Raw genomic sequence first — 22,634 nt, 5'->3', positions numbered from 1 at the left:
AAGAGTGAGTAAGAGCAAGGATTTTATCGTTGTAAAAGGTGCTAGAGCACATAACTTAAAAAATATTGATGTAACCATTCCGAGAAATCAGCTTGTCGTTGTAACGGGATTGTCTGGTTCGGGGAAATCATCATTAGCATTTGATACGATTTATGCAGAAGGACAGCGCAGATATGTAGAATCGTTATCTGCGTATGCGCGTCAATTTTTAGGACAAATGGATAAGCCGGATGTGGATACGATTGAAGGGTTGTCACCAGCGATTTCGATTGATCAAAAAACGACGAGTCGTAATCCACGTTCAACTGTCGGAACAGTGACGGAGATTTATGATTATTTACGTTTATTATTTGCACGAATTGGTACGCCAATTTGTCCGAATCATGGGATTGAAATTACATCACAAACAGTCGAGCAGATGGTAGACCGTGTTCTTGAATATCCTGTGCGTACGAAATTGCAAGTGTTAGCGCCTATCGTGTCTGGGCGTAAAGGAGCGCATGTGAAAGTACTTGAAGATATTAAGAAGCAAGGGTATGTTCGTGTACGTGTTGATGGTGAAATGCTTGATGTGTCTGAAGAGATTACGTTAGATAAAAATAAGAAGCATTCCATTGAAGTTGTAATTGACCGTATTGTTGTAAAAGAAGGAATCGCAAGCCGTCTTGCTGATTCACTTGAAAGTGCATTAAAGCTTGGCGGAGGCCGAGTGTTAATTGATGTAATGGGAGAAGAGGAACTTCTATTTAGTGAACATCATGCTTGTCCACATTGTGGTTTTTCAATCGGAGAATTAGAGCCGCGTATGTTCTCATTCAACAGTCCGTTCGGAGCGTGTCCTTCTTGTGATGGACTTGGTTCAAAGCTAGAGGTAGATTTAGAGCTTGTTATCCCAAACTGGGATTTATCATTAAATGAACATGCGATTGCACCTTGGGAACCGACAAGTTCACAATACTATCCACAACTTTTACAATCTGTATGTAATCACTACGGCGTTGATATGGATATGCCTGTGAAACATATACCGAAAGATTTATTTGATAAAGTGTTGTACGGAAGCGGGGAAGAGAAGGTTTATTTCCGCTATGTAAATGAATTTGGTCAAGTAAAGGAAAATGAGATTTTATTTGAAGGTGTTATTCCAAATATTGAACGTCGTTATCGTGAAACGAGTTCCGATTACATTCGTGAGCAAATGGAGAAATATATGGCAGAGCAAGCTTGTCCGAAGTGCAAAGGCGGACGCTTAAAGCCTGAGAGTTTAGCTGTTTTTGTTGGTGATAAAACGATTGCTGATGTAACGAAGTATTCTGTTCAAGAAGTACAGGAATTCTTCTCAAATGTGGAGCTAACGGAGAAGCAACAAAAAATTGCTCATTTAATTTTAAGAGAAATTCAGGAGCGCGTTGGGTTCTTAGTGAACGTTGGTTTAGATTATTTAACGTTAAGTCGTGCCGCAGGAACTTTATCAGGTGGTGAGGCACAACGTATTCGTTTAGCGACGCAAATTGGTTCTCGTCTAACGGGTGTACTTTATATTCTTGATGAGCCTTCAATTGGTTTACACCAGCGCGATAACGATCGTCTTATTCGTACATTGCAAGAAATGCGCGATTTAGGTAATACATTAATCGTTGTTGAGCATGATGAAGATACGATGATGGCTGCTGATTATTTACTTGATATCGGACCAGGTGCAGGTATTCACGGTGGGCAAGTTGTATCAGCAGGGACACCAGCTGAAGTGATGCAAGATGAGAATTCATTAACAGGGAAGTATTTAAGTGGTAAAGAGTTTATTCCAGTTCCACTTGAAAGACGTAAAGGTGATGGACGTAAAGTAGAGATTGTCGGCGCAAAAGAGAATAACTTAAAGAATGCGAAAATGTCATTCCCACTCGGTACGTTTGTAGCGGTAACAGGGGTATCTGGTTCTGGTAAAAGTACGATGATTAATGAAGTGCTATATAAATCGTTAGCGCAAAAGTTATATAAAGCGAAAGCGAAGCCAGGTACTCATAAAGAGATTAAAGGTCTTGAACATTTAGATAAAGTAATTGATATTGATCAATCGCCAATTGGTCGTACACCACGTTCTAATCCAGCGACGTACACAGGTGTATTCGATGATATTCGTGATGTGTTTGCACAAACGAATGAAGCGAAAGTGCGCGGATATCAAAAAGGACGTTTCAGCTTTAATGTAAAAGGTGGACGTTGTGAAGCGTGCCGTGGTGATGGAATTATTAAAATTGAAATGCACTTCTTACCAGATGTATACGTTCCGTGTGAAGTTTGTCACGGTAAACGTTACAACCGTGAAACGTTAGAAGTGAAGTATAAAGATAAGAACATTTCTGAAGTGTTAGGAATGACAATTGAAGATGGGGTAGAATTCTTCGCTAATATCCCAAAAATTAAGCGTAAACTTCAAACGCTTGTAGATGTAGGGCTTGGTTATATGAAATTAGGACAGCCAGCTACGACGTTATCTGGTGGTGAAGCGCAGCGTGTGAAGCTAGCTTCTGAATTACACCGTCGTTCTACAGGGCGTACGTTATATATTTTAGATGAGCCAACGACTGGTTTACATGCACATGATATCGCGCGTCTTCTAGAAGTGCTGCAGCGTCTTGTTGAGAGCGGTGAGACGGTACTTGTAATTGAACATAATTTAGATGTGATAAAAACAGCTGATTATATCGTTGACCTTGGACCAGAGGGCGGAGATAAAGGTGGACAAATCGTTGCTTCTGGCACGCCAGAGCAAGTAGTGAAAGAAGAGCGCTCGTACACAGGTAAGTATTTAAAAGAGATTTTAAATCGTGATAAAGCAAGAATGAAAGAGAAAATAAAAGAAGTAGAGTTATCGCAATAAGTGTATGAATAAAACCGGGTGGAAATGACACTCGGTTTTTATTGTATAGGGGGAGATGATGGAGTTTTTAGATGTGTTGCGAAAGAAGAATATGAAGGTAAGAAAGTTCCAAAAGTGGGGTGTATATTTTCGGAAGCGCTGGGAGAATAACTTTGCAAACCATTTAAGTGATGAAGAAAAAGAAGACATTTTCCTTTACGGAGATAAGTATGTATGTGGATATCTTTGGCACATATTTAGTTATGAGAAAAAGAAGTGCTTAGAAGGAACAGAAGCAGAGAGAGCGTTTCATAATGAAGTGAAAAAGGAGTGCTACATTTTCTACCAACACTGTGATGAGATACTATTAATAAAGGATGCGAGTTTATTACATATGGATGATATATTGTGTGAGACAGATGATGCGTATAAAGGTGATATCTATATTGTAGATAAAGATTTCACTTGGACTTTTGTAAAAACTCATGAACATAGATGGTGTGGTCCCTATTTCACAAAGAAATGTTGGTAGGTATACAAGCGTGAAGAGTAGAATAAGTTGATATAAGTGTTTGTATGATACTTGCGTTTCTTATCTATTAGCGTATGATGAAATATATATGTTTAAAAGGATGTGTAAGAAAATGAGATGGATTGTATCACTTCTTGTAAATAGCGTTGTGTTAATCGCTGTATCGGGACTTTTAAAAGGGATTGCACCAGACGCGTTTTACGTAGCAAATATACAAACTGCAATTATTGCGAGTATTATTTTGGCTGTTTTAAATGTGTTCGTAAAGCCGTTTTTAATTTTAATTACGCTACCAATTACTGTTGTAACTTTCGGCTTCTTCTTAATTGTTATTAATGCGATTACGTTAAAAATAGCAGATTCATTATTAGGAGATGCTTTTAATATATCAGGATTTGGTGTAGCGATTGTTGCGGCAATTTGTATTTCAATTTTTAATATGATTATTGAGAAGGCAATTGTGGAACCTCTATATGAAAAAAAGAGAAAATGACAAAAAGAAAAACATTTCATTATTCGTATGAAATGTTTTTTTCTATTTATTAGAAACCGTATTTCTTGTTTCCAGAAAAAAATGGTACAATATCCGGTAGAATGGAATTTTACATCAAACGAGACTGAACCCGCAGCGGAGTGGAGGTTTATACATATGCCAAAAGTAAGGACAAAAGATTTAATTGAACAATTTCAATTGGAGTTAATAAGTGGTGAGGAAGGAATTCATCGTCCGATTGATACAAGTGATTTATCACGACCTGGAATTGAAATGGCAGGATTCTTTACATATTATCCAGCTGATCGCGTGCAGCTTCTTGGAAAAACGGAGCTTACGTTCTTTGATACGTTAACAACAGAGCAAAAACAAGAGAGAATGAAAGCGCTTTGTACCGAGGAGACGCCATGTATTATTATAACTCGTAATCAAGATGTACCAGATGAGTTATTACAAGCATCACGTGAATCAGGCATGCCTTTATTACGTTCTTCTCAAACGACAACGAGATTATCAAGTCGTTTAACTAATTATTTAGAAGGTAAGCTAGCACCAACAACTGCTGTTCATGGTGTATTAGTAGATATTTACGGTGTTGGTGTTTTAATTACAGGTCAAAGTGGTGTTGGTAAAAGTGAGACAGCTCTTGAACTTGTGAAGCGTGGTCACCGCCTTGTTGCGGATGATAGTGTAGAAATTCGCCAAGAAGATGAAGACACATTAGTAGGAAGCTCACCAGATTTAATTGAGCATTTATTAGAAATTCGTGGTCTAGGTATCATTAACGTTATGACGTTATTCGGTGCAGGGGCAGTGCGAAATTATAAGCGTATTACACTTGTTATTAATCTTGAAATTTGGGATCAAAAGAAAAACTATGATCGCTTAGGTCTTGATGAAGAGAAGATGAAAATTATTGATACAGAACTTACGAAGATTACACTTCCAGTTCGTCCTGGTCGAAACTTGGCTGTTATTATTGAAGTAGCAGCGATGAACTTCCGTTTAAAGCGTATGGGAGTCAATGCAGCACAGCAGTTCTCAGAACGATTAATGAGTGCGATTGAGTTAGGGAATCAGGAGTAAACATTGGAGAGGGAGGTCATACATATGCTGTTAGGTTCTGTACCGCAGCTTGACCGCGTAGCTGTCCAACTTGGGCCGTTTCCTGTTTATTGGTACGGGATTATTATCGGTACAGGTGTGCTATTAGGTCTTTGGCTAGCAACTCGCGAGGGAGAAAGGCTAGGTATTCCAAAAGATACATTTGTTGACCTTGTATTAATTGCAGTACCGATCGCTATTCTATTTGCGAGAATGTATTATGTTATTTTTGAATGGGAATATTACGCGCAAAACCCGAGTCAAATTATTAATATTCGTCAAGGTGGCTTGGCGATTCATGGTGGTTTAATCGGAGCGGTTATTACCGGAATTCTTTTTGCAAAGCGACGCGGGGTTTCATTCTGGAAGTTGGCGGATATTGCTGCGCCAAGTATTTTACTAGGACAAGCAATTGGCCGATGGGGAAACTTTATGAACCAAGAGGCGCATGGTGATGAAGTAACGAGACAGTTTTTAGAAGGTCTTCATTTACCAGATTTCATTATTAATCAAATGTATATTGAGGGTGTTTACTATCATCCGACGTTTTTATATGAATCATTATGGAATTTTGTAGGTGTAATTTTACTACTTGCATTAAGAAAAGTGAATTTACGCCGCGGGGAATTATTCTTCACATATTTAATTTGGTATTCAGTAGGACGCTTCTTTGTAGAAGGCTTACGTACAGATAGTTTAATGCTAGGACCACTTCGTATTGCACAAGTAATGTCAATTGGACTTGTTGTTATTTCTATTATTTTCATTATTGTGAGACGAAAAATGGGGCAAGCTGATAAAAGATATTCGGAAAATTAGAGAAAAGTAGCATCTTATTGTAAGATGCTGCTTCTTTCATATTCAGGAAAGCGAAAGGACTAAGGCAATGAGAATAAATACAGTGTTATTTGATTTAGATGGAACTTTAATTAATACAAACGAACTTATTATTTCTTCTTTTTTACATACTTTAAATACATATTATCCAAATCAATATAAGCGTGAAGATGTGTTGCCATTTATCGGTCCATCTTTGCATGATACTTTCAGCAAGATTGATGAAAGTAAGGTTGAAGAGATGATTACAAGTTATCGCGAATTTAACCATGATCATCATGATGAATTAGTAGAAGAATATGAAACTGTATATGAAACAGTTCGAGAGTTGAAGAAGCAAGGTTATAAAGTTGGTATTGTTACAACGAAAGCGAGACAAACCGTTGAGATGGGATTACAGTTGTCAAAGCTTGATGGATTTTTTGATGTTGTCGTGACAATTGATGATGTAGAGCATGTGAAACCACATCCAGAGCCACTTCAAAAAGCGCTTGAATTATTAGATGCAAAACCAGAAGAGGCATTGATGGTTGGGGATAATCATCATGATATTGTCGGTGGTCAAAATGCGGGGACGAAAACAGCTGCGGTTTCATGGACGTTGAAAGGTAGAGCATATTTAGAAGCTTACAAGCCGGACTTTATGCTAGATAAAATGAGTGATTTGCTACCGATTTTGTCTAATATGAACCGTTCATAAAGGTCCAAGTAAGTTAGTAGAGGAGCGAGCTAAGTGCGACGGACAACGCGCTATCCTGTTTCAGGAGGAAATTCATTATGGAATGTGTATAAAACAGTGTCTTTTTGGAAGGTAATGAAAAACTTTATTATTATCCAAATTGCGCGTTACACTCCATTTTTATCTGTGAAGAATTGGTTGTACCGTACTTTTTTACGGATGAAAGTAGGAAAGAAAACATCATTTGCACTTATGGTAATGCCGGATATTATGTTCCCAGAAAAGATAACTGTGGGAGAGAATTCGATTATTGGCTATAACACAACGCTTTTAGCGCATGAATATTTAATTCGTGAATATCGACTTGGGGAAATCATCATTGGAAATGAAGTGATGATTGGAGCGAATGTAACAATATTACCAGGTGTGAAAATTGGAGATGGTTCGACTGTCTCAGCTGGCACACTTGTTCATAGAGATGTACCGAGCGGAGCTTTCGTAGGTGGAAATCCAATGTGTATTATTTATACGAAAGAGCAAATGACCGCAAGAGAAGGTTCATGGTGAAAATGTAACATTTCTCTTCTTTTTTTATGAATAAAAAGGAAATAATTGAGTAGAATATACTGTTTTGTTTTTTACGGAATCGTTTATACTTATAGATAGAAGAATGTGTGAACGAAGAAAACAAAAAACTGGAGGATATATGGGGAAAAATCAAAGAATATATAAGGAGAACGGACAAGTTATCTCTTTTAATCAGCTGGCGGACTTCTTTTATAAAAAAGGGATGAGAGCTTACAAAGGGCAAAAATTGCAAGATGCAATTAAATATTTTCGAAGAGCGGCACAAAGTGAGAAGGAGCCGTTTATTTTATGTCAATTAGCATCAGTATTATCTGAGGCTGGTGAATATCAAGAATCGAATCAAATCTTCTTAAAGTTAGTTAGATCTAATCCAGAACTTGAACAGTGCTATTATTTTATTGCAAATAATTATGCATATATGGGGTTATTTCAACAGGCGAAGAAATATGCGGATCGCTATTTAGAAGTTGCAAAAGAGAAGGAATTCGTAGAAGATACATTAGAACTTCTTGAGATTATGGAAGAAGAAGCAATGGGTGCGGAAGAGATTGAAGATGAAGATGATTTAATTGTTATGCAGGAAGAAGCGAATCGTTATATTCGCAATGGACAATTGGAAGAAGCAATTGCTACATTAGAAATTGTTACGAAAGATTATCCGGAATTTTGGTCAGGTCATAATAATTTAGCCATTGCACATTTTCAATCTGGCAATGTAGACAAGGCACTGAAGTTAACAGAAATGATTTTAGAAAAAAATCCTGGTAATATACATGCGCTTTGTAATACGCTTATTTTTCTATATTCAATTGGAGAGCATAAACAAGTAGAAGCGTTAGCGGGACAGCTAGTTTCAGTATATCCGATTTCATTTGAACATCGTTTGAAATTGGGAACCACACTTGCAACGATTGGTTATTTCGAGCATGCATATAAATGGTTCAAACTATTAAAGCGTCAAGGATACGAGGGAGACGTTAGTTTTTATTATTGGTTTGCATATTCTGCTTATATGGTGAAAGATCAGCAACTAGCTGAAAAAATGTGGCAACATGTCGTGGAATTGCACCCTGATAAAAAAGGAAAAGAACCGTGGAATGCGCTGAATTTAGCAGATGAAGGACAAAGTTTGCTATTTGAAGAATTACGAAAATCATTTCAGCAAAGTGCGACGTTAGAAGAACAAATGCTGGCTTTATATTTAATGAATGAATTATCAACGCCAGAGAAGGTTGGATTCTTCTTTGATATAACGCAAGCGAAGAACGGTGTTCCCATCGTATCACAACTTGCAAATTACTTCTTTTTACTTAATAGTCATAAGAGTATTCCAGCTGATTTACAACAATTTGAGCAGTGCGTACGAATCGCGGATGCATTATACAATTATACGAAAAAAGATGATGAATTAATTGAAGAGTGTTTACACTTTTGGTTTTGTACGTTCATACGTTTATATACATCTGGAGATATATTTACAAATGTGTACGGCTGGTCAGCTGCGATTGAATACATTGTACGCGGCGAACAAGGAAATAAAATGACACAGTCGGAGCTTGGAGATGTATATAATGTATCTGTAGCGACTGTCCGAAAGTATGTGCAAGCTGTTAAGCGTACGCACACATAAGATAAGCAAATCATTGGGAAAAAAATGATGCTAACAGTATAATGAGGGTAACTTAATTGTGTAGGAATGGATAGGAGTGAATAGTGTGTCAGAAGAAAAAATTTATGATGTCGTTATTATTGGTGCAGGACCAGCTGGTATGACAGCTGCAGTATATACATCTCGTGCAAATTTAAGCACATTAATGCTTGAACGTGGTATTCCAGGTGGCCAAATGGCGAACACAGAAGATGTAGAAAACTACCCAGGTTATGAGTCTATTTTAGGGCCAGACTTATCAAATAAAATGTTTGAGCATGCGAAGAAATTTGGTGCTGAATATGCATACGGTGATGTGAAAGAAGTCATCGATGGTAAAGAATACAAAACAATTATTGCTGGTAAAAAAGAATATAAAGCACGTGCAATTATCGTTGCAAGCGGTGCAGAGTATAAAAAAATTGGTGTACCGGGTGAAACAGAACTTGGCGGCCGCGGTGTATCATATTGTGCAGTATGTGACGGGGCATTCTTTAAAGAAAAAGAACTTATCGTAATTGGCGGCGGAGATTCTGCTGTTGAAGAGGGTGTATTCTTAACGCGCTTTGCATCAAAAGTAACGATTGTTCACCGTCGTGACACGCTTCGTGCACAGAAAATTTTACAAGACCGTGCTTTCCAAAATGAAAAAGTAGATTTCATTTGGAACCATACTATAAAAGAAATCAACGAAGCAAGTGGTAAAGTAGGAAGTGTAACACTTGTAGACGTAAACAGTGGAGAAGAGAAAGAAGTCAAAACTGACGGCGTATTCGTATACATCGGTATGTTACCATTATCAAAACCATTTGTTGAACTAGGTATTACAAATGAAAATGGTTACCTTGAAACGAACGAACGTATGGAAACGAAAATTCCTGGTATTTTTGCAGCTGGTGATGTTCGTGAAAAAATGCTTCGTCAAATTGTAACTGCAACAGGTGACGGTAGTATTGCAGCACAAAGTGCTCAACATTACGTAGAAGAATTATTAGAGGAATTAAAAACTGTATCAGAAAAATAAGGGATAATATACCTTGTGAGAAGAAAGCTACCGACAGGAGCTTTCTTCTTTTTTTGTGTGAAAATGTCAAAGTTTTGTCAAAAAATATTAGGATTATAAGCTTTCTTATTGATATACTGGACTTTACGGAAAAAATCACTATAAGAAATGAGGAATTTATTCAGTATGGAATGGCGTAATATATATCGTGGATTTTGTATGGGCGTTAGTGATTTAATTCCTGGTGTGAGCGGCGGTACAATCGCTGTTGTGTTAGGGATTTATGAACAACTGCTTGCGGCAATTAGTGGATTCTTTAGTCGTGAATGGAAAAAACATTTAGGATTTTTAATTCCCCTTGCAGCTGGTGTGGCAGCAGCATTTTTAACGTTAAGTCACGTTATTAAATATTTACTTGCAAATCATTATGAACCGACTCAATTTTTCTTCCTCGGTTTAATTATTAGTATATTACCGATGTTAATGAGAGAAGCTGATGCAAAGTCATCGTTTAAAGGTAAGCACATTGTTTTATTAATAGTTGCAGCAATTCTTGTTGCGATTACAGCTTTCTTTAAACCAGATAAGGCAGCAGATCCAATTACGACGTTAACAATTTTAAATGCAATTGGTTTATTTTTCGCAGGATGGATGGCGAGTATGGCCATGTTGCTTCCTGGAATTAGTGGATCGTTTATTTTACTAATTATTGGTGTGTATCCAACAGCAATTAACGCTTTAACTACACTTAACTTACCTTTAATCGTGGTTATCGGTGCTGGTGTTATGGTTGGGTTTGTTGTAAGTAGTAAAGGCATTAGTTTTTTATTAGATCGTTATAAAAGTATGACATTTGCGGCAATTATTGGACTTGTAATCGGTTCGATTGTAATTGTGTTCCCTGGGATTCCGACTGGCGGATTTTCAATTATAAGTTCGATTATTACCTTTATTTTAGGATTTGCGATTGTTACTTATTTCGGTAAGAAATAAGGGCTTTAATCCCCTTGGCGATAAAAATCGTTAAGGGGATTTTTTATGCTATTCATTGAAAGTCTAAGCATTTACATTGCTTGTTATAGAAAGCTTTTTTAAAATTGTTGAGTTAACGAAAGAGGACTGGCTCCTTCGTTGTAGCAAACTGTTTTTGATAGTATAATGAAAGAAGTATGCAGTGAGGAATTTTACTGCAAGTAGCTGAGGTGAAGAAACATGCAAAGAGTGACAAACTGTGTGTTAATTAGAGATAATGAAGTACTCTTACTCCAAAAACCTCGCCGAAATTGGTGGGTTGCACCAGGCGGGAAAATGGAGCGTGGTGAGACTGTAAGAGATTCCGTTGTTCGCGAGTATCGTGAAGAAACAGGTATTTATTTGAAAAACCCAGCGTTAAAGGGGGTCTTCACCTTTGTCATCCAAGAAGGTGATAAAGTTGTTTCTGAATGGATGATGTTCTCCTTCTTAGCGACAGATTTTGCAGGAGAAAACAAACTAGAGAGCGAAGAAGGCATCATTGGTTGGCATACATTTGACAAAATTGATGATTTAGCAATGGCGCCAGGAGATTATCACATTATTGATTACTTAATTAAAGGAAATGGCATAATCTACGGTACATTTGTATATACCCCAGATTTTGAGTTGCTTTCATATCGATTAGATCCGAGTTAAACCGTCAAGGAGAGGATACGATGACAGAGAATAATGATATAAAAATGGTAATTATTACAGGGATGTCTGGAGCTGGAAAAACAGTAGCTTTACAAAGTTTTGAAGATTTAGGATATTTTTGTGTAGATAATTTGCCACCGATGTTATTGCCAAAGTTTATTGAACTTATGGCGGATTCAAAAGGGAAAATGAATAAAGTGGCACTTGGTATTGATTTACGTGGCCGCGAGTTTTTCGAACATTTATGGGGAGCGCTTGATGATTTATCAGAACGTACATGGATTATTCCTCATATTTTATTTTTAGATGCGAAAGATAGTACGCTTGTAACTCGTTATAAAGAAACGAGACGTTCGCATCCACTTGCACCAACTGGTTTGCCATTAAAGGGAATCGAAGCAGAGCGCGATTTATTAACAGATATGAAGGCACGAGCGAATATTGTGCTTGATACATCGGATTTAAAACCGAAAGAATTACGTGAAAAAATTGTTCACTTGTTCTCAACAGAAACTGAGCAAGCATTTCGTGTAAATGTTATGTCATTTGGATTTAAGTACGGTATTCCAATTGATGCAGATTTAGTATTTGATGTTCGTTTTTTACCAAATCCATATTACATTCCACATATGAAGCCATTAACAGGACTAGATGAAGAAGTTTCTTCGTATGTACTGAAATTTAATGAGACACATAAGTTTTTAGAGAAGTTGACGGATCTGATTACTTTCATGTTGCCTCATTATAAAAGAGAAGGCAAAAGTCAACTTGTAATTGCAATTGGATGTACAGGTGGACAGCATCGTTCTGTTACGCTTACAGAATACCTTGGGAAACATTTGAAACCAGAGTATAGTGTTCATGTATCTCATCGTGATGTGGAGAAGAGAAAGGGCCATTAAGGGATGAAAAAAGAGAGAAAGCCTAAAATTGTTATCATGGGAGGCGGAACTGGACTCTCTGTTTTATTAAGAGGATTAAAGCAATATCCTGTTGATATTACAGCAGTTGTTACAATCGCTGATGATGGTGGCAGTTCAGGTAGATTACGTGATGAGCTAGAAATTCCACCTCCAGGTGACATCCGTAACGTACTTGTTGCGTTATCGGATGTAGAGCCACTGGTGGAAGCTTTATTTCAGCACCGTTTCACAACAGGGGACGGACTGAAAGGTCATGCGTTAGGAAATCTATTGTTGGCAGGTATGACCTCAATTACAGGAGACTTTTTCCATGCAATTACGGAAACAAGTAAAGTATTAAATGTCAGAGGACGTGTATTACCAGCAGCGAATCAAAGTGCGGTACTTCATGCGGAACTTGAAGATGGAGAAATTGTAACAGGCGAATCGAAGATTCCTTATTACGGAAAGAAGATTAATCGTGTCTTTTTAACTCCAGAAGATGTAGAGCCATTGCATGAAACCTTGGCTGAGATTAAACGAGCTGATTTACTTGTTTTTGGTCCAGGAAGTTTGTATACAAGTATATTACCCAACTTAGTTGTTAATAAAATTGGGGATGCTGTTCTTGCTGCAAAGGCGAAGAAGGTGTATGTATGTAACGTTATGACACAAGCGGGTGAAACGATGGGATATACTGCTTTTGATCATGTGCAGGCATTACACGATCATTTAGGGCAACCATTTATCAATACTGCAATTGTAAATAACCGTGATATTCCTTGTGAATTACGTAAGTTATATGAGGAAGAAATGTCTACACCAGTTGTAGTGGATGAAGAACGTTTTGCTGAAAATAATATTGATGTCATTCAAGGTGGATTAGCGAAGTATGATGATCGTGTTGTAAGGCATGATACGTTAAAGTTAGCTTCGATTTTATATTCATTGTTATAAATATGCGTTGCCTCGTTTGAGGTAGCGCTCCTCATTCATATAGGACAAGAATTTTGTTCCATAATAATCGTATAAGGAGGTGTTGACTGTGTCATTTGCATCAGAAACAAAGAAAGAGCTGACGAACCTTGAAATGAAGGAATGCTGTGAAAAAGCTGAATTATCAGCGTTACTTCGAATGAATGGATCGCTTTCTTTTTCAAACCGTCGTCTATCTATTGATATTCAAACAGAAAATGCGGCAATTGCAAGAAGGATTTATACGCTTTTGAAAAAGGGATATGACGTAACGGTAGAATTACTTGTTCGTAAAAAAATGCGATTGAAGAAAAATAATGTATATATCGTAAGGCTTGTTGAGAAGTCTCGCGAAATATTAGCCGATCTTCATATCGTTCGAGATGACTTTTCATTTATTCGAAATATATCACAAGAATTGATTGAGAAGAAGTGTTGTAAACGATCGTATTTACGCGGTGCATTTTTAGCAGGTGGTTCAGTAAATAACCCAGAAACATCATCTTATCATTTAGAGATCTTTTCGTTATATAAGGAACATAATGATGCTATATGTGAACTGATGAACGGATTTGATTTAAATAGTAAGACGCTGGAAAGAAGAAAAGGGTACATTACGTATTTGAAAGAAGCGGAGAAAATTACGGAATTTTTAAATATTATTGGTGCTCATAATGCGCTTTTAAGATTTGAAGATATTAGAATCGTACGTGATATGCGTAATTCCGTAAATCGTTTAGTGAACTGCGAAACAGCTAATTTAAATAAAACAATTGGTGCAGCGCTAAGGCAGATTGAAAATATCCGCTATATTGATGAGACGGTTGGTCTTGATATATTGCCAGATAAACTACGAGAAATTGCGCAGCTACGAAGAGATTATCAAGATGTAACATTGAAAGAGTTAGGTGAGATGGTATCCGGGGGGAAAATTAGTAAATCGGGTATTAATCATCGTTTGCGTAAAATCGATGAAATTGCAGAGAAATTACGCGCGGGGGAAACGGTAGCAAAAAAATAAGAGGTTAAAGGGGAAATGGAGCTGTGGTTCAAAAACGAGTTCAGGTTTCATTAAAAAACGGTTTACAAGCACGTCCGGCTGCGTTGTTTGTACAAGAGGCAAATCGCTTTCATGCAGATATCTTCATCGAGAAAGACGGAAAGACAGTAAATGCAAAGAGCATAATGGGGATTATGAGCTTAGCAATTGGAACTGGTAGTATGATAACAATTACAACAGAAGGTTCAGATGCAGAAGAGGCTTTAGAAGCATTAGCTGCATATGTACAATAAGAAGCTATCGCGTATATGCGATAGTTTTTTTGTTTTGTTTTGTTGTTTGTGCGGATTAGCGGGTAGGGGGTATGTAGCTGGTTTGTCCTTGTCGTAGATTGTCGGTAAATCGATATGTTGTGTCGAACCGTTGATATATTAAAAAAATCGTTGATATAATTTAAGTTTTGTTCGATATAATTGAAAAATCGTTGATATATTTATGGGGATACTGGATGGGGTATATTCATGCGGAGGCTTAACTATAAAAAAGCACCCTGTAATAGGGCGCTTTTTTATGTATCCAGCTTCAGCGGCTAGAATCTCCGGTTGTTTCGCTTTTACATTCGAGGCAAAAAGCGCCTCGGAATCAGGGGCTCCATCGCCCTGCGATTCTGAACGAGCCGCTTCCGCTTTTAAGTATTAACGATTTGTAAAGATCTTATCGATTAAACCGTATTCTAAAGCTTTTTCTGCTGTCATGAAGTTGTCGCGGTCTGTGTCGCGTTGTAGTACTTCAAGTGGTTGACCAGTACGGTCAGCAAGAATTTGGTTTAGTTTTTCACGTAAGAATAGGATACGTTTTGCAGCGATTTCGATTTCAGTCGCTTGACCTTGTGCTCCACCAAGTGGTTGGTGAATCATTACTTCACTATTTGGAAGTGCATAACGTTTTCCTTTTTCACCTGCTGCAAGTAAGAATGCACCCATAGATGCAGCCATACCGATACAGATTGTTGATACTTGTGGTTTAATGAACTGCATTGTATCATAGATTGCCATACCCGCTGTGATAGAACCACCAGGGCTGTTGATGTAGATGTGAATATCTTTTTCTGGATCTTGAGATTCCAAGAATAAAAGCTGGGAAACGATTGAGTTAGCTACGTTGTCATCAATTGCACTACCAAGCATAATGATGCGGTCTTTTAGTAGTCGAGAGTAAATATCGTAAGCGCGTTCTCCACGATTTGTTTGTTCAATTACTGTAGGAATTAAATTCATCTGTTATTTCCTCCTTCTAAAGCTTTCTTAGTCTTATAATACAATTATGGTCAATAAAGGTCAAACAAAACCACTTTAAATCAAAAAAATATGTAGTTGTACCATGAAATATTCGCTATGTTTTCGAAATTCCCTGCTTATGTATCTTAAACATCATAACCGAATTACATAAATTTAAACGTTATGAAAACTGGAGAAAAAAGAAAAGAACGCCTTTTAACTGAAGCGTTCTTTCGATAATTAGTCTTTTAAAAGATAGGTTACTTTATTTAAAATGTTTTCGATTTGTTTCGCGTTTTTACTATACATTTCGCTTGCTGATTTCGACTTTGTTTCTAGGGAAAATAGTTCAAGATCAGCATGACATTTTTTTAAAGATGCTAATAATAAAGGTTTGTTTTGAGGAGAAGGCATTTGGAGTTTGTCATTGTAAATGTCGATAGTAAGTTGTCCGTATGAATCCACTTGACCGAGAAAGACATTTTCAATAACAACACCGAGTTTTTCTAGTTCAGCATGTAACCAAGCGCGGTTATGTCCACTGGAGGATAGAGGTTCATCTAGTACATTTCCATCCATAATAACAGTTTGCGGTTCTTTCTCGTTTGGTACTTTTAAACCAATGTCTTTTGCTGTAAGTGGCTGAGAATCTTTCTTTAATAGTACATTTAATTCTCCGCTGGGTTCTAAGACAGCAAATTCGACTTCAGCTACGCTGAACGCACTTTTTCCTCGGAGTAGTTCAAGTAATTCGTCACTCGTATATTTTTCTTTCTTTAAGTTATCTTCGAGTATCTTTCCATCTTTTATTAATACGGTAGATTTCCCTTCAAAGAAATCCCGAGCTGTTTTGTTCTTTAAGGAGAGGATTCCTGTGAAAAAAGGTACCGCAGCGAAAATGAGTATCGCAAAGACGCCATGGAAAAATTTCGAATCGAGCCCTGTAGATACTTGGGCAGCGATGTCACCGATTGTCATTCCGGCAATGTATTCAAAAAAGGAGAGCTGAGAGATTTGTCTTTTCCCTAACCATTTCGTAATAGCGAATAAAATAATTAATATGAATACAGAGCGAAGAATGACAAGTGTCCATTCCGGCAGGTGAGACATAGTCATTTCCTCCAGTCTACTTAAAACCCTTTATATTGAGGTTCTTCACGTTCTAATACTGAAACTCTATTCTGTAAATCAGCGATGATGCTGTCCATTTCTAACATACATTCATGAAATACGCGTTTGGATTCGTCGTCTTGTGAATTTAATGAAAGCGAGCTTAAACTCGCTTGAGCTCCTCTTACACTAGCAAGGCAAGTTTTTACGCTAGCGATAACAGTCATACAAACACTCCTTATCCTTTCGGTTTAAATAATAATGCTCCTATGAAACCAAAAATAATAGCTGCGGATACGCCGGCGCTCGTTACTTTAAACATTCCGGTAATGACGCCAACGATACCATGTTTTGCAGCTTCTTCCATCGCACCATGAACGAGGGCGTTACCAAAACTTGTAATAGGTACAGTTGCACCGGCTCCAGCGAAGTCAATTAATGGTTCATACAAATTGAATCCATCTAATATTGCTCCGGCAACAACGAGTGTTGCCATTGTATGAGCTGGTGTTAGCTTGCCAACATCAAACATGAGTTGTCCGATTACACATATGAGTCCACCAATGACGAAAGCCCAGAAAAAAATCATTGCGTTGCACCTCCAAATTCAATCGAAACGGCGTGAGCGATACACGGAATCGTTTCTTCTTGTTGGAATGTAAGTGGAGATAGTAAAGCGCCTGTCGCAACGACAAGTATTTTTTTGAACTCTCCTCTTTTCATTCGATTTAATAAGTGACCGTACACTACGGTTGCAGAACATCCAGGGCCACTAGCACCGGCTATGACAGGTTGTCCTTCTCTATAAATGATAATCCCGCAATCTTGAAACTGCTCGCTCGTTACTTTTGTTCCATGCTTATGTAGTAAATCGTAAGCAATTTCGCGACCGACATGACCAAGATCACCGGTCACGATTAGGTCATAGTAAGAGGCATCGATTTGTCGTTCGCGTAAATGGGCTTCGATTGTATCGACTGCAGCTGGAGCCATCGCACCTCCCATATTAAAAGGATCTGTTAATCCCATATCAATAACTCGCCCAATCGTTGCAGAGGTTACTCTTGGACCATGTCCAGTATCGCTTAAAATAGCTGCGCCAGCGCCAGTTACTGTCCACTGTGCAGTAGGTGGTTTTTGTCCACCATATTCGGTAGGGTAGCGGAACTGTTTTTCTACAGCGGTGTTATGACTTGATGCACCAGTTAATAAATATTTTGCACCTTTTGCATTTACGATACTTGCTCCAAGTGCTAAACCTTCCATAGAAGTAGAACAAGCCCCGAATAACCCGAGATAAGGAGTGCCCAGTGTGCGGCAAGCAAAGCTTGTTGGAGTAATTTGATTAATTAAATCTCCTGCAAGTACAAATTGAATATCATCTTTACGAAGTTCTGCTTTTTCAGTAGCACGACTACAAGCTTCTTCGAATAAAATTTTATGTGCTTTTTCATAGGAATCTTGTCCAAGCCATAAATCTTCATGAAGGATATCGAAGTCTTCTGGGATGTTCCCCTTTGCCTCAAAAGGTCCACCAACGACTCCTGTTGAAATAATAACGGGTTTGTTTTCAAATACCCACGTTCGGTGTCCTTGTAACATTTATAGCCCTCCCCATTGAACAAGAATCGTTTTAATAAGTGCGATGACGAAAGCGGAAAATACACCAAATAAAATAACAGAGCCAGCTAATTTAAACATGTTACCGCCAACACCAAGAACAAATCCTTCCGTTCGGTGTTCGATACAAGCTGCAATAACGGAGTTTCCAAATCCAGTAACAGGTACAGCTGTACCAGCACCAGCAAACTGCCCAAAACGATCGTATATACCAAATCCAGTTAGTAACATAGAAATGAAAATAAGAGTTGCGACGGTTGGATTTCCTGCTGAACGTTCAGTGAAATCAAAATATGTGATGTAAAAAGTAGAAATGAGTTGTCCGATGAAGCAAATAAAACCACCAACGAAAAAGGCTTTTATACAATTTTTTAAGACAGGTCGTTTCGGTTCGCGTTCTTGCTCGAATTTTTTATACTCCTGTTGTACAGGTGTTAAGTTTTTATCTTTACTAGACATTGCAATCCTTCCTTTTCTTTTAAAAAGCGTTAAGTGTTAGACTCCATTTTTTTACCAATGAGTTTTAATTGCTTATTAATCTCATCTTTAGATACTTTTTTTTCTTTAATCTTTCTTTCGAGCTTTTCGAGTAACATAAAGATTTTTTTATCTGTACTTACACGAACATCGAAAGTAGGGTGCTCATCACTTAGCTGCTTTTGAAGCTTTTTACGAAGCGGTTTTAATCCAAACCTTTCGTGATGCTCAGGTGTAACTGCTATGTAGAGATCTAAATTTGAATTCACTGCTGTGCTTTTTATAATTTCATCCATAGCGAGAGCTCTTTTCTTCGCTCCTTGTGATATAGATTGATTAAAGGATTCCGTACTCGTCTTTGTTAACTTTGGACCTTTTTCTTTCTCCGTTTGTTTTGCTTCTTCTTTCACTTTTTTATCTAAAGGACTATTATCACATCCGGTAAAAGAGCTAAATAGAAGTGCAAATAATGCGGTTATGAGGCCGAGTTTTCGCATAATTATCATTCCATTTCTATTGCAATATGTAATGTGATAGAAAAAGGATGATTGCATATCATCCTTTTTCTATTTCACAGCAAGACGGATTCGTTATTGCTGTGAGTATTGTGGTTCTTCTTGTTGGACTTCTTCAACGCGTGGGTTTAAAGAATCGATAATCGTTTGTGTTTGCTGCGCAGCTGTTTGGAAAAGTTGCTTAGCTTGTTGGTTATCCGTATCAAGAGCGAATCCCTCTAAGCTAGCTTGTGCACTTTTTAATCCAGAAACAGTTTGCTTTAATTTTGTAATTACAGTCATTGAATGAAGCCCCCTTTGGAATATCAATTCAAAGATTATAATTTGTGAGTTGGGGTGAATTTATGATTGGGAATTTTAGGGATGTATCATGTTTAAATTACAATTTTGTAATGAATATGTAAGGATAAGCGATAGTGGAAAAAAACTATTTCTCCTAGAATAAAGAAGGTAAAACAAGTTAGAAGGATATTTTAAGGAGAGAAAAATGAAAAAATTATTATTAGGTTTAATTGGAATATTTATATTAGTTATTGGTGTGGCAAGCTTTTCTCATAATGAGATAACAGATAGGTATAATCCGCTTGTAAAAGAGGACTTTGTATATGTAAAAGCGAAAGAATCGGGCCGACTATCCAGAGTAGGTAAGGTAGCTGGAGACTATAAACTTACTGGTTATTACGCTTCAGGTGAAGGAAGAGACGTTAAGTTTTATGCACCCCGTGGGCTTAGAGAGGGAGCATATGTAAAGGTTAAAACGAAAGGGGAATATATTGAAACATATCAAGAAGTGCAGCCTAATGAAATTCCAAAAGAGATTACAGAGAAACTAGATAAATAAAATGGATAAGAATTGCCTCCTAAATGTAGAAGTTAGGGGGCGTTTTTATGTAGAAAATAGCGTATATATAATGTGCGATCAAAGAGTTTTTATTGATTTAAATGGATTTTATTGCTATTATTATGAGAAGAAAATGAAGTGTTTTCTATAATCATGCGCCCATAGCTCAGTCGGATAGAGCGGTGGTTTCCGGTACCACGTCTGCCGGGGGTTCGAATCCCTCTGGGCGCGTTATATAAACTTTAATATTATTTTGTGTAGAAGCCTTTTGTGTGTGGTAAGTAAAAATACCATGTGCAAAGGGTCTTTTTGATGTTATCGTTAGCCAATTATTGTTTATTTAATGTTGAATTTAGAGCTGAAATTCCTAACTTACATTTTGTAGGTTAGGAATTTTTTTATTTTAAAAATGTTAAAAATATGCAATTTTGCGAAGTTACCTAAAAAGTTTGAATCTTGTAAATTTATAACTGTAGAGAACAACAAATAAACAAATGAAATAAATAGAAAAAAAAGAGGAGGAATGGAATGGTAAAGAAATTCAAATTTACAAAAGAGGAATTAGTAGAAGCGTGGAAAGACCCACAAGTAAGGGAGAAATCAAAGGGTTTACCGAACCATCCATCAGGGAAAGTACTAAACGAATTAAGTGAGGAAGAACTAGCGGAAGTCCAAGGAGCATCAGATGTGCAAGTAGCTACAACACCGATGTGTGTAAGGTTAACGGTTTTACCTGCAACGTCAATTAAGCTTTGTAAATAAAAATAAAAAAACAAAACGAGAGGATGAATGAAATGTCAAAAGGATACAAGTTCACAAAAGAAGAGTTAGTAGAAGCATGGAAAGATCCGCAAGTAAGAGAAAAGTTAAAAGATTTACCGAAGCACCCATCGGGTAAAGCGTTAAATGAATTAAGCGAAGAAGAGTTAGCGGAAATTCAAGGTGCATCAGATGTACAACCAGAAACAACACCGCTTTGTGTGGGAGTAATTATAGGGTTAACAACGTCAATTAAGATTTGTAAATAAAATAAAAACCAAAACGAGAGGATGAATGAAATGTCAAAAGGATACAAGTTCACAAAAGAAGAGTTAGTAGAAGCATGGAAAGATCCACAAGTAAGAGAGAAATTAAAAGACTTACCGAAACATCCATCAGGAAAAGCGTTAAATGAATTAAGCGAAGAAGAACTAGCGGAAATTCAAGGTGCATCAGATGTACAACCAGAAACAACGCCGCTTTGTGTGGGAGTAATTATAGGATTAACAACGTCAATTAAGATTTGTAAATAAAATAAAAAACCAAAACGAGAGGATGAATGAAATGTCAAAAGGATACAAGTTCACAAAAGAAGAGTTAGTAGAAGCATGGAAAGATCCACAAGTAAGAGAGAAATTAAAAGACTTACCGAAACATCCATCAGGAAAAGCGTTAAATGAATTAAGCGAAGAAGAACTAGCGGAAATTCAAGGTGCATCAGATGTACAACCAGAAACAACGCCGCTTTGTGTGGGAGTAATTATAGGATTAACAACGTCAATTAAGATTTGTAAATAAAATAAAAAACCAAAACGAGAGGATGAATGAAATGTCAAAAGGATACAAGTTCACAAAAGAAGAGTTAGTAGAAGCATGGAAAGATCCACAAGTAAGAGAGAAATTAAAAGACTTACCGAAACATCCATCAGGAAAAGCGTTAAATGAATTAAGCGAAGAAGAACTAGCGGAAATTCAAGGTGCATCAGATGTACAACCAGAAACAACGCCGCTTTGTGTGGGAGTAATTATAGGATTAACAACGTCAATTAAGATTTGTAAATAAAATAAAAAACCAAAACGAGAGGATGAATGAAATGTCAAAAGGATACAAGTTCACAAAAGAAGAGTTAGTAGAAGCATGGAAAGATCCACAAGTAAGAGAAAAGTTAAAAGATTTACCGAAGCACCCATCGGGTAAAGCGTTAAATGAATTAAGCGAAGAAGAGTTAGCGGAAATTCAAGGTGCATCAGATGTACAACCAGAAACAACGCCGCTTTGTGTGGGAGTAATTATAGGATTAACAACGTCAATTAAGATTTGTAAATAAAATAAAAAAACAAAACGAGAGGATGAATGAAATGTCAAAAGGATACAAGTTTACAAAAGAAGAGTTAGTAGAGGCTTGGAAAGATCCGCAAGTAAGAGAAAAGTTAAAAGATTTACCGAAGCACCCATCGGGTAAAGCGTTAAGTGAATTAAGCGAAGAAGAACTAGCGGAAATTCAAGGTGCATCAGATGTACAACCAGAAACAACACCACTTTGTGTGGGAGTAATTATAGGAATAACGGCATCAATTAAAATTTGTAAGTAGATAGGTTTCATTCAAAAGGAGTGTTCATCTCCTTTTGAATGAAACAGATTCCAATATTCGAATGCGACAAATCGAATGTTGGAATCTGTTTCTCCTGAAGAGGGACCAATTTATTGGAATATGAATTTTAAAATAAGGAAGGGGATTAAA

General features: G+C 37.2%; 31 protein-coding genes and 1 tRNA gene. 24 read left to right on the top strand and 8 right to left on the bottom strand.

The features are described 5' to 3' along the window. Positions 1–4: 4 nt before the first annotated feature. The 15 genes from uvrA to MHI26_RS26460 all read left to right on the top strand — a co-directional run bounded on the left by uvrA (position 5) and on the right by MHI26_RS26460 (position 14,585). Positions 5–2,881 carry an excinuclease ABC subunit UvrA gene (uvrA, locus tag MHI26_RS26530; RefSeq protein WP_061667783.1) on the top strand — a complete coding sequence of 959 codons (2,877 nt, stop codon included), beginning with the start codon at positions 5–7 and terminating at the stop codon, positions 2,879–2,881. Between the two features lie 58 nt (positions 2,882–2,939). After that, a complete protein-coding gene (locus tag MHI26_RS26525) occupies positions 2,940–3,392 on the top strand; it encodes a DUF4275 family protein (RefSeq protein WP_061667782.1) in 453 nt (150 codons plus the stop codon). A gap of 112 nt (positions 3,393–3,504) precedes the next feature. Beyond that, positions 3,505–3,885 carry a phage holin family protein gene (locus MHI26_RS26520; RefSeq protein ID WP_001267308.1) on the top strand — a complete coding sequence of 127 codons (381 nt, stop codon included), beginning with the start codon at positions 3,505–3,507 and terminating at the stop codon, positions 3,883–3,885. Between the two features lie 156 nt (positions 3,886–4,041). Continuing rightward, complete coding sequence (gene hprK, locus MHI26_RS26515) at positions 4,042–4,971, top strand: HPr(Ser) kinase/phosphatase (RefSeq protein WP_001127251.1); 930 nt, start codon at positions 4,042–4,044, stop codon at positions 4,969–4,971. Positions 4,972–4,995: 24 nt separating this feature from the next. After that, the gene (lgt, locus tag MHI26_RS26510) at positions 4,996–5,808 is read left to right on the top strand and encodes a prolipoprotein diacylglyceryl transferase (protein WP_000924241.1); all 813 of its coding nucleotides are present in this window, start codon (positions 4,996–4,998) and stop codon (positions 5,806–5,808) included. Positions 5,809–5,875: 67 nt separating this feature from the next. Continuing rightward, positions 5,876–6,526, top strand: coding sequence for a pyrophosphatase PpaX (gene ppaX, locus MHI26_RS26505; RefSeq protein WP_003308171.1), 651 nt, complete (start codon positions 5,876–5,878; stop codon positions 6,524–6,526). A 33-nt stretch (positions 6,527–6,559) separates the two neighbouring features. Beyond that, positions 6,560–7,072: an acyltransferase gene (locus MHI26_RS26500; protein ID WP_061667781.1), complete on the top strand. Its 513-nt coding sequence runs from the start codon at positions 6,560–6,562 to the stop codon at positions 7,070–7,072. A gap of 139 nt (positions 7,073–7,211) precedes the next feature. Next, the gene (locus MHI26_RS26495; protein ID WP_000517719.1) at positions 7,212–8,723 is read left to right on the top strand and encodes a tetratricopeptide repeat protein; all 1,512 of its coding nucleotides are present in this window, start codon (positions 7,212–7,214) and stop codon (positions 8,721–8,723) included. An 85-nt stretch (positions 8,724–8,808) separates the two neighbouring features. Continuing rightward, positions 8,809–9,765 (top strand): thioredoxin-disulfide reductase, encoded by a 957-nt coding sequence (gene trxB / locus MHI26_RS26490; RefSeq protein ID WP_001288077.1) that lies wholly within the window; start codon positions 8,809–8,811, stop codon positions 9,763–9,765. Positions 9,766–9,930: 165 nt separating this feature from the next. After that, the gene (locus MHI26_RS26485) at positions 9,931–10,737 is read left to right on the top strand and encodes a DUF368 domain-containing protein (protein WP_000455196.1); all 807 of its coding nucleotides are present in this window, start codon (positions 9,931–9,933) and stop codon (positions 10,735–10,737) included. Positions 10,738–10,956: 219 nt separating this feature from the next. After that, positions 10,957–11,415, top strand: a complete 459-nt coding sequence (locus tag MHI26_RS26480; protein ID WP_001190080.1) for an NUDIX hydrolase — start codon at positions 10,957–10,959, stop codon at positions 11,413–11,415. A 20-nt stretch (positions 11,416–11,435) separates the two neighbouring features. Further along, positions 11,436–12,317 carry an RNase adapter RapZ gene (gene rapZ, locus MHI26_RS26475; protein ID WP_000138458.1) on the top strand — a complete coding sequence of 294 codons (882 nt, stop codon included), beginning with the start codon at positions 11,436–11,438 and terminating at the stop codon, positions 12,315–12,317. Positions 12,318–12,320: 3 nt separating this feature from the next. Next, complete coding sequence (locus tag MHI26_RS26470) at positions 12,321–13,274, top strand: gluconeogenesis factor YvcK family protein (protein WP_000712185.1); 954 nt, start codon at positions 12,321–12,323, stop codon at positions 13,272–13,274. 88 nt (positions 13,275–13,362) lie between these two features. Beyond that, positions 13,363–14,313 (top strand): DNA-binding protein WhiA, encoded by a 951-nt coding sequence (gene whiA, locus MHI26_RS26465; protein ID WP_000006563.1) that lies wholly within the window; start codon positions 13,363–13,365, stop codon positions 14,311–14,313. Between the two features lie 23 nt (positions 14,314–14,336). Continuing rightward, positions 14,337–14,585 carry an HPr family phosphocarrier protein gene (locus MHI26_RS26460; protein WP_000250307.1) on the top strand — a complete coding sequence of 83 codons (249 nt, stop codon included), beginning with the start codon at positions 14,337–14,339 and terminating at the stop codon, positions 14,583–14,585. 402 nt (positions 14,586–14,987) lie between these two features. On the opposite strand, the gene clpP is transcribed toward MHI26_RS26460, so the two are convergent. The 8 genes from clpP to MHI26_RS26420 all read right to left on the bottom strand — a co-directional run bounded on the left by clpP (position 14,988) and on the right by MHI26_RS26420 (position 19,573). Continuing rightward, positions 14,988–15,569 carry an ATP-dependent Clp endopeptidase proteolytic subunit ClpP gene (clpP, locus tag MHI26_RS26455; RefSeq protein WP_001049162.1) on the bottom strand — a complete coding sequence of 194 codons (582 nt, stop codon included), beginning with the start codon at positions 15,567–15,569 and terminating at the stop codon, positions 14,988–14,990. 240 nt (positions 15,570–15,809) lie between these two features. Continuing rightward, the gene (locus MHI26_RS26450; protein ID WP_000018899.1) at positions 15,810–16,679 is read right to left on the bottom strand and encodes a DUF421 domain-containing protein; all 870 of its coding nucleotides are present in this window, start codon (positions 16,677–16,679) and stop codon (positions 15,810–15,812) included. Positions 16,680–16,699: 20 nt separating this feature from the next. Next, positions 16,700–16,906 (bottom strand): DUF1657 domain-containing protein, encoded by a 207-nt coding sequence (locus MHI26_RS26445; protein ID WP_000215905.1) that lies wholly within the window; start codon positions 16,904–16,906, stop codon positions 16,700–16,702. Positions 16,907–16,917: 11 nt separating this feature from the next. Continuing rightward, positions 16,918–17,268, bottom strand: coding sequence for a stage V sporulation protein AE (gene spoVAE / locus MHI26_RS26440; RefSeq protein WP_000575919.1), 351 nt, complete (start codon positions 17,266–17,268; stop codon positions 16,918–16,920). Beyond that, entirely contained in the window at positions 17,265–18,281 is a 1,017-nt protein-coding gene (gene spoVAD / locus MHI26_RS26435) for a stage V sporulation protein AD (protein WP_000938970.1), read from the bottom strand. Before spoVAD ends, spoVAE begins: the two co-directional genes overlap by 4 nt. Continuing rightward, entirely contained in the window at positions 18,282–18,758 is a 477-nt protein-coding gene (spoVAC, locus tag MHI26_RS26430; RefSeq protein WP_000095399.1) for a stage V sporulation protein AC, read from the bottom strand. A gap of 29 nt (positions 18,759–18,787) precedes the next feature. Then, positions 18,788–19,273: a YhcN/YlaJ family sporulation lipoprotein gene (locus MHI26_RS26425; protein ID WP_001228537.1), complete on the bottom strand. Its 486-nt coding sequence runs from the start codon at positions 19,271–19,273 to the stop codon at positions 18,788–18,790. Between the two features lie 93 nt (positions 19,274–19,366). Beyond that, positions 19,367–19,573, bottom strand: a complete 207-nt coding sequence (locus MHI26_RS26420; protein WP_000216166.1) for a DUF1657 domain-containing protein — start codon at positions 19,571–19,573, stop codon at positions 19,367–19,369. A 205-nt stretch (positions 19,574–19,778) separates the two neighbouring features. Between MHI26_RS26420 and MHI26_RS26415 the strand changes: the two genes are divergently transcribed. The 9 genes from MHI26_RS26415 (at position 19,779) to MHI26_RS26375 (ending at position 22,484) form a co-directional block, all read left to right on the top strand. Then, a complete protein-coding gene (locus MHI26_RS26415; RefSeq protein ID WP_061667780.1) occupies positions 19,779–20,132 on the top strand; it encodes a YxeA family protein in 354 nt (117 codons plus the stop codon). 155 nt (positions 20,133–20,287) lie between these two features. Beyond that, a tRNA-Arg gene (locus tag MHI26_RS26410) sits at positions 20,288–20,363 on the top strand. 297 nt (positions 20,364–20,660) lie between these two features. Then, on the top strand, positions 20,661–20,894 hold the full coding sequence (locus MHI26_RS26405; protein WP_061667779.1) for a mersacidin/lichenicidin family type 2 lantibiotic: 234 nt from the start codon (positions 20,661–20,663) through the stop codon (positions 20,892–20,894). A 32-nt stretch (positions 20,895–20,926) separates the two neighbouring features. Then, positions 20,927–21,160, top strand: a complete 234-nt coding sequence (locus MHI26_RS26400; protein ID WP_000033704.1) for a mersacidin family lantibiotic — start codon at positions 20,927–20,929, stop codon at positions 21,158–21,160. Between the two features lie 30 nt (positions 21,161–21,190). Next, complete coding sequence (locus tag MHI26_RS26395) at positions 21,191–21,424, top strand: mersacidin family lantibiotic (protein ID WP_000033704.1); 234 nt, start codon at positions 21,191–21,193, stop codon at positions 21,422–21,424. Between the two features lie 31 nt (positions 21,425–21,455). Then, positions 21,456–21,689 (top strand): mersacidin family lantibiotic, encoded by a 234-nt coding sequence (locus MHI26_RS26390; protein ID WP_000033704.1) that lies wholly within the window; start codon positions 21,456–21,458, stop codon positions 21,687–21,689. Positions 21,690–21,720: 31 nt separating this feature from the next. Then, entirely contained in the window at positions 21,721–21,954 is a 234-nt protein-coding gene (locus tag MHI26_RS26385; protein ID WP_000033704.1) for a mersacidin family lantibiotic, read from the top strand. A gap of 31 nt (positions 21,955–21,985) precedes the next feature. Continuing rightward, positions 21,986–22,219: a mersacidin family lantibiotic gene (locus MHI26_RS26380; protein WP_000033704.1), complete on the top strand. Its 234-nt coding sequence runs from the start codon at positions 21,986–21,988 to the stop codon at positions 22,217–22,219. A 31-nt stretch (positions 22,220–22,250) separates the two neighbouring features. After that, positions 22,251–22,484, top strand: coding sequence for a mersacidin family lantibiotic (locus MHI26_RS26375; protein ID WP_061666163.1), 234 nt, complete (start codon positions 22,251–22,253; stop codon positions 22,482–22,484). Positions 22,485–22,634: the final 150 nt, after the last annotated feature.

It is taken from the genome of Bacillus sp. FSL K6-1218 (assembly GCF_038006445.1).
Lineage (GTDB): Bacteria > Bacillota > Bacilli > Bacillales > Bacillaceae_G > Bacillus_A > Bacillus_A thuringiensis_S.
Note: the sequence above shows the minus strand (reverse complement) of the source record. Positions and strands in the feature narration are given on the sequence as shown.